General features: G+C 48.6%; 11 protein-coding genes. 1 reads left to right on the top strand and 10 read right to left on the bottom strand.

The genetic code is table 11. The annotated features are described in order from the left end of the window. The coding region (locus IV04_RS23955; protein WP_037404732.1) for a type VI secretion system contractile sheath small subunit at nucleotides 1-174 on the bottom strand (174 nt) is incomplete at its 3' end. A 738-nt stretch (nucleotides 175-912) separates the two neighbouring features. Here IV04_RS23955 and IV04_RS26495 point away from each other — a divergent pair. Further along, nucleotides 913-1,098 (top strand): DUF2913 family protein, encoded by a 186-nt coding sequence (locus IV04_RS26495; protein WP_037404735.1) that lies wholly within the window; start codon nucleotides 913-915, stop codon nucleotides 1,096-1,098. 74 nt (nucleotides 1,099-1,172) lie between these two features. Here IV04_RS26495 and IV04_RS26340 read toward each other — a convergent pair whose 3' ends face one another. The 9 genes from IV04_RS26340 to IV04_RS25655 all read right to left on the bottom strand — a co-directional run. Beyond that, nucleotides 1,173-1,580 (bottom strand): putative zinc ribbon protein, encoded by a 408-nt coding sequence (locus IV04_RS26340; protein ID WP_152562957.1) that lies wholly within the window; start codon nucleotides 1,578-1,580, stop codon nucleotides 1,173-1,175. Nucleotides 1,581-1,607: 27 nt separating this feature from the next. Further along, entirely contained in the window at nucleotides 1,608-1,994 is a 387-nt protein-coding gene (locus tag IV04_RS23970; protein ID WP_037404740.1) for a putative zinc ribbon protein, read from the bottom strand. Between the two features lie 133 nt (nucleotides 1,995-2,127). Beyond that, the gene (locus IV04_RS23975; protein ID WP_037404743.1) at nucleotides 2,128-2,670 is read right to left on the bottom strand and encodes an inovirus-type Gp2 protein; all 543 of its coding nucleotides are present in this window, start codon (nucleotides 2,668-2,670) and stop codon (nucleotides 2,128-2,130) included. Continuing rightward, complete coding sequence (locus IV04_RS26500; protein ID WP_161782112.1) at nucleotides 2,667-2,837, bottom strand: hypothetical protein; 171 nt, start codon at nucleotides 2,835-2,837, stop codon at nucleotides 2,667-2,669. Before IV04_RS26500 ends, IV04_RS23975 begins: the two co-directional genes overlap by 4 nt. A 205-nt stretch (nucleotides 2,838-3,042) precedes the next feature. Beyond that, entirely contained in the window at nucleotides 3,043-3,276 is a 234-nt protein-coding gene (locus IV04_RS23980) for a hypothetical protein (protein WP_037404745.1), read from the bottom strand. 56 nt (nucleotides 3,277-3,332) lie between these two features. Continuing rightward, entirely contained in the window at nucleotides 3,333-3,815 is a 483-nt protein-coding gene (locus IV04_RS27165; RefSeq protein WP_152562958.1) for a putative zinc ribbon protein, read from the bottom strand. 231 nt (nucleotides 3,816-4,046) lie between these two features. Then, entirely contained in the window at nucleotides 4,047-4,640 is a 594-nt protein-coding gene (locus IV04_RS23990) for an inovirus-type Gp2 protein (RefSeq protein ID WP_037404749.1), read from the bottom strand. Nucleotides 4,641-4,923: 283 nt separating this feature from the next. Further along, entirely contained in the window at nucleotides 4,924-5,097 is a 174-nt protein-coding gene (locus tag IV04_RS24850) for an AlpA family transcriptional regulator (protein WP_051916967.1), read from the bottom strand. A 39-nt stretch (nucleotides 5,098-5,136) separates the two neighbouring features. After that, nucleotides 5,137-5,406, bottom strand: a 270-nt coding sequence (locus IV04_RS25655) for a transposase (protein ID WP_152562959.1), incomplete at its 5' end; no start/stop codon positions are given.

The raw sequence follows: 5,406 nt of genomic DNA on the forward strand, positions 1-5,406 counted from the left end.
GCCGATTTTTTCGCGTTCGGATAGCGAGCGATGCTCCTGGCCGTGGCTGTAATCGCCCATCACCAACAATTTGAGCGGCAGCTCGACTTTTTTCTGTGCGCCACCCGTATGGAGGTCAAGTTTGATATTAACGCGTGCTCGAGGCACTTCATTTTGGTAGGAAGATTTGGACATGGCTATCCCTGTTCAACGGAAACGAATGAAGAACGGTCTGCCCTGGGGAATCAATAAGAATGGCTAACCCTGCCAGACAACAACGTCCTTTTTGCACCATCGGATGCAGATGAAAAGAGGGTCACAAGCCAGCCCATTCCTTGCAGGATAACGGCAGAGCGCTGTGTCAATAAGGTTTATCTGAATCAAGAGAGAATACGGATAAAACTCACCGACGGCAGTGTAGAAACCTTAATCAGATTAGTGAAACCCAATAATGTTACTAAATATTTCTAAAAATTAATGGATTTATCATGCTGATTATTGAGAGTTTTCCCAAGAGATGCAGCCAACGCGCATTCGGCAAGGAATAGCAAGGAACAATGAGCCCAGCAACAACCGGGTAACACTGAAAAAACAGGGTGAACAGAACATGCATTACCCGGTATTTTTTTATTAAAAACGGTCAAGTCTCGGGACGTCATGACGTCACAATGCATCTCCGATGACTCAAATATATTCGCAACATGAATGTTTCTCACTCTTGATTTAGTTTGTTGAGTCTGGCGTTACCCCACATCAGCCCTGGGCAACCACTGCAATCTGGACATACACCGCCTTTCACACAAACCTAGGTTGCATTTCATTGCGCCGATGTGTAAAGAATCGCACACACTTCCAGCATCAGGCTGTGGCGATAGGGAACCGCGAGCAGACAGACGGGTTGCAAACTCCTTTTTAACCACTGCGAAGTGTGAGTTGCATTCAGAGAACGTTTCCCAACGCATTTTACCCGAACTGGCCCGCTTTGCCTGGTGTGGGCTGGTTGCGTTACGTCTGACTCAGCAGCAAGGCCGTGCGTTGTCTGACCTGCAACAGCATCTGTTTCTGATGCAGTGGCTGACCACCGCCCAGAAGCAGAAGCGATTGCTCAGATCACACTAACCGGGCTGAGTTCCCTTCAGGTGATCTATTATTCGGAACGCTTATTTAGTGAAAACCGTGCTGATTAACCTTGCCTATTTTTCCAATGCCCAGGAGGGATCGCGTAATTTCATCTCGGTGGTGTAGATATGCTCTCCACACTTCGGGCAGATTTTTCGCCCGAGGTACGACTCGTCACACAGGACGCAAAAGTAAAACTCAACGCCAGGCCAACCCAGCCTGATGGGACTCACTGCCGTTTGCGCAGAAGGGGAGCAAGGCCTGTCTTCCATCAGACGATAGCGGCAATCCCTCGCGCTCTCAATATCCATACGTTCCAGGTCATGTTCAAAGTACCGCCCTTCGGTATGCGTCACGTGCAAGATAAGGCGATTATGGCAGTCGTCACAGTAATAATGGGCAATGTTGCCAGGGGGCAACGTGTCAGCCTGGATACGCTCTCCGTTGGCATAACAATCTTCGCGAAGCTTTTTAAATTGCATGATGTTGATCCTTACAGACTCCAGGGGCTATAAATCAGCCATGACTTCGGTACTGTGCTCACCGGTCTGGCACACCAGACAATAACGCTCGCCGTAATACCCGGTGTTGCAACTCAAGCAGAACCAATCCGCTTTTCGAACGATGGGGTGAGCATCGGGTACATAGCGGCGCAGCATCTTGATATACCGTCTTTCTTCACGATCTGGCTGGACATAGGGACATTCTCGACCTTGAGCGGTTAATGTGTTTTGCCGATGTTCAAACCAGGGGCGTTCCGTTTGATAATCTGGATGGAACCTCATCGCGCTACCGCAAAGGTGGCAGCAGTAGCGGTCGTCAGGAGCTGTCTGCGCTGTTCTGGCACCAATCAAACGGTTATGACTGTCCAACGCGATAAAAGATTTGGCATACATTGTGTTAACTCCTGCACGACCTGACGCGCAGGGGACATCCGTCCCTGTCTACGGGCAACACGTCGTGCTATTGAAGAGGAAATGAAATCAGGTCAACGAGCAGGATGAAACAGCCAGGCGGGTGATCGGTGGCTTACGGGAGCGTCCATACCACCGAAGCTAACGATTTTACGCTGTTGCTGAGCGCAGCGTATTGGGAAGCGTATTGTTCAACATCACCACGGGCAACCTGCATGCAAAGGGTTTCCGAAAGCAGCACGTGCGCCCATTCGTTGGGTTGCCCGATAACGGATGACCAGGCCTGGCGGATGAGGGCATTAACGGCATCAATTTGTATCTGGAACGCCGCATCATGGCGAACGCTGTAAACGGTATCCTGGTTCAACAGCAGCAGCATCGGGAGATCCCTACGCTGTTCGACACCCCACAACAGACTGAGCTGAGTTGGTGGTGCCGGTTTACCTGCTGATTGGCGAATATCGATGAAGGCGTTGATGTGCTGGCGTAATGCAGCGTGAAATAGCGTTATCAGCGTATCAATAGGTTGATTGGCAATATCGGGCAAGCGCAATAGGACACGTAATGCCAGCAACCTAGGATACTGATCAATGGCGGTTTGCAGCGTGCGTTTAATGCCATTTTCGTCTAGCTGAATGCAGGTAAGAGGAACGTTCATGCACGTTGCCAGCGCGCATTGTGCTTGTCTTGGGAGCCAACCGGTACGCTGAACACCGCACTGTGGCAGAAAGTGCAGTGTTTGGCCCCCGCGTATTGTCGGTGGCACTGTGTACATATCCAGCGGGTAGCGACATTAATCGGATTGATGGCGTTGATCTTTTGCATGTTGAGTTTCCTTGTTTGAACCATAAGAAACACGGACCCTGCGACACGTCAGAAGACATCGCATGAAGCATGGGAGCGCGGGATTTTGGGGGGCGTCGAATGTGTGTTTTTTATTAGCAAGATCATGACGTGGAATGTGGCCGTTGTGGCTCATACCCTCACATCAATAACTATTCTTCTGATTGCTATCGGGGAGGACGAACCTTCAGGCTGAAGGCGATCTGTCGATGTTGGGGCAAATCGCCAGCGCAGTTTCAGTCAAGTGCTCTGGATTGTGGATGAAATACGCTGGCTGATCGCCCTGTGCCAGCACCAGCTCCACCAGGCTATTACAGTGGAAACAGTAGAAATTCCATAAACAAGGACACTTGAACTCATCAGTCGCGCTCACCAGGTAACCAAATTCGTCAATCGCAGTTTTAGCAGGTATGTGTTTCATCAAAGGACCTCATTGAATTAGAACGTTTAATGTCATCGGGAAAATGTTGTCGATCGTCAGGCTTCAACCGTCGATACCCAGTCAGCACAGTGTGGGCAAGACTTCCTGCCTTCGTAACGATACCCACATGACCGACAGTGCCAGGTACGCTTGAGGGTGGGATGCTGCAAGATATGCCGAGAGAGCATTGAATGGGCTAACCGATGATAAGGTTGCCAATCACCCGTCAACATGTGCCAATACAAACACCGGCTGGCGTTGGCGATATCACTTTGGTTCATCAGGGTATGCTCAAATACCTTTCGGCCCTCGCCATCGGTACGGCACCACAAGCCCACCCCGCAAAACTCGCAGACAAGCCGATCATTGCCCGTGTGGTTGATATCTACAATTTCTCCCTCGGATGTGACCGCGTAAGGGATTGAGGTAAAAAACAGTTGCATATACACCTCGCTTGAACGGGAGGAGCAGACAGAGCAGAGGCAGGAATAGCGGTACTCAACAGTCATCATCCCCAGCGAATCTTCCACCGTTAACATTCATTGCCATCGATCATCGTTTCTATCCACAACGGCATGAAATCTAAATGATGTTCATGGCAAACCAAAGCAGACACCGTAGCGCTACCTGCTCACAGCATTGGCCTGCGCGGTAAGAGATTACTTCTGGCTATAACCGAGAGAGCGATCCAACGCGCTGTAAACCTTGCTGCGATCTTTGGCAAGATAACTGGCAACGATAAGCAGGTATGAAGAAGGGGAAATTGCGTTTTAGACAGGATGACTTATTCGCTTACGAGGACGCCCCGCCGCCGGACGCTCAGGAACGTCATTGCAACTGAATGAACACAACCCCTCCTTCTGCTCTATTTTAGCCAGATAGCTCAAGGCGCGACGGATATTCAGGATACTGTCAGGATCGTCGTAGCACACCGGGATGTCGATGTTCGCCGTATACCCCTCCTTGAATTCACAGCGATAAAACCCACCTTCCTGCTGTGTTATCGTATTCCAGTATCCCCTTGCTTTCTCAGCGAAGGGATAAGGTCGTTGTATTACATGACCATCCAACCAGAACACCACATGTGCGTGATATCCATGATCGACTGTCCACTCGATAACCCAAAAATACCCGACTACGGCAGGTTGGCGCATCATTTCCACCATCAACAGCCGAACTTCATTTTCAAGCTGACGATGATTCTGTTGTCCGTACCTAGCTGTGCTTTTTTGATAAAACAGATCTACGCGTAATGCCAGCAAGCAAGAGTAGCGGTTTACCAAATCATCAATGTGTGAATTCAATCTGGCATCCAAAAACCAGTCAAGGTTCCAGGATGGGTTAAATGTACTTGTGTTTTGCATACGGTTAGCTCCCGAACATGTGATTAAGGTACGAAATAGTAAAGACATATTAATGAATAGAAAGAAGACAGAGATAACGTAAGACAAGAAGACGAAGGGATGGCATAGAGGTTAACTTAATGAAATATTGATAATAATGGTGAATTTTAATAAAGCAGTTAGATAGATTAATAAAAAGAGTAAGTATTAATTATATTAAAAAATCCAAATTAATTTTACTCCACTGGCTGCCATCCGAGTGAGTGTAAACATCGTGAAGAGCAACCGTTCCGTGATAGCCCGTTCACTTCCTTGACGCTGCAATACGCTCCTGCATCCAGGCTTCCACTTCGCTCTGTAACCACCGGGAGCTACGGCCTAGCTTGATGGGCTTGAGGAACTCACCATCCTTGATGAGTTTGTAGAACCACTTGTCGCTTAACCCGGTAAATTCCGTAATGAAAACCATATCGACCATCTTGTCGTTCAACAACGGAAGGGTGCTAGGCTGTGTCCCTTAATTTGACAAGCGCTTTAAAAACAACCGAATGGCACCTAATTTAAGCATGCTCAGGTAATTTCTCGCTGTCTTTTCCGAGCGGGTAGCGATTCGGCGATGTTCTTTAAGCTTGGCGAAGCAACGTTCAACGACGTTACGTTTTTTGTACAATCGGGTATCGAGTTTCCGGCGTTTATCCTGGCTGGCTTTTTCATTCAATTTAAAAGGGATAACAGCTTTTATCCCTTTAATTCTCAGTTGATTACGCAATGCCTGACTTGAGTATCC

The sequence above is a fragment of the Serratia sp. Ag1 genome, from assembly GCF_000743355.1.
Classification (GTDB): domain Bacteria; phylum Pseudomonadota; class Gammaproteobacteria; order Enterobacterales; family Enterobacteriaceae; genus Chania.

Bases quoted from the DNA above. Each gene is read 5' to 3' on its own strand.
- IV04_RS26340 (WP_152562957.1), bottom strand. From the start codon at position 1,580: ATGCAATTTAAAAAGCTTCGCGAAGATTGTTATGCCAACGGAGAGCGT.
- IV04_RS23970 (WP_037404740.1), bottom strand. From the start codon at position 1,994: ATGTATGCCAAATCTTTTATCGCGTTGGACAGTCATAACCGTTTGATT.
- IV04_RS23975 (WP_037404743.1), bottom strand. From the start codon at position 2,670: ATGAACGTTCCTCTTACCTGCATTCAGCTAGACGAAAATGGCATTAAA.
- IV04_RS26500 (WP_161782112.1), bottom strand. From the start codon at position 2,837: ATGCAAAAGATCAACGCCATCAATCCGATTAATGTCGCTACCCGCTGG.
- IV04_RS23980 (WP_037404745.1), bottom strand. From the start codon at position 3,276: ATGAAACACATACCTGCTAAAACTGCGATTGACGAATTTGGTTACCTG.
- IV04_RS27165 (WP_152562958.1), bottom strand. From the start codon at position 3,815: ATGTTAACGGTGGAAGATTCGCTGGGGATGATGACTGTTGAGTACCGC.
- IV04_RS23990 (WP_037404749.1), bottom strand. From the start codon at position 4,640: ATGCAAAACACAAGTACATTTAACCCATCCTGGAACCTTGACTGGTTT.
- IV04_RS24850 (WP_051916967.1), bottom strand. From the start codon at position 5,097: ATGGTCGATATGGTTTTCATTACGGAATTTACCGGGTTAAGCGACAAG.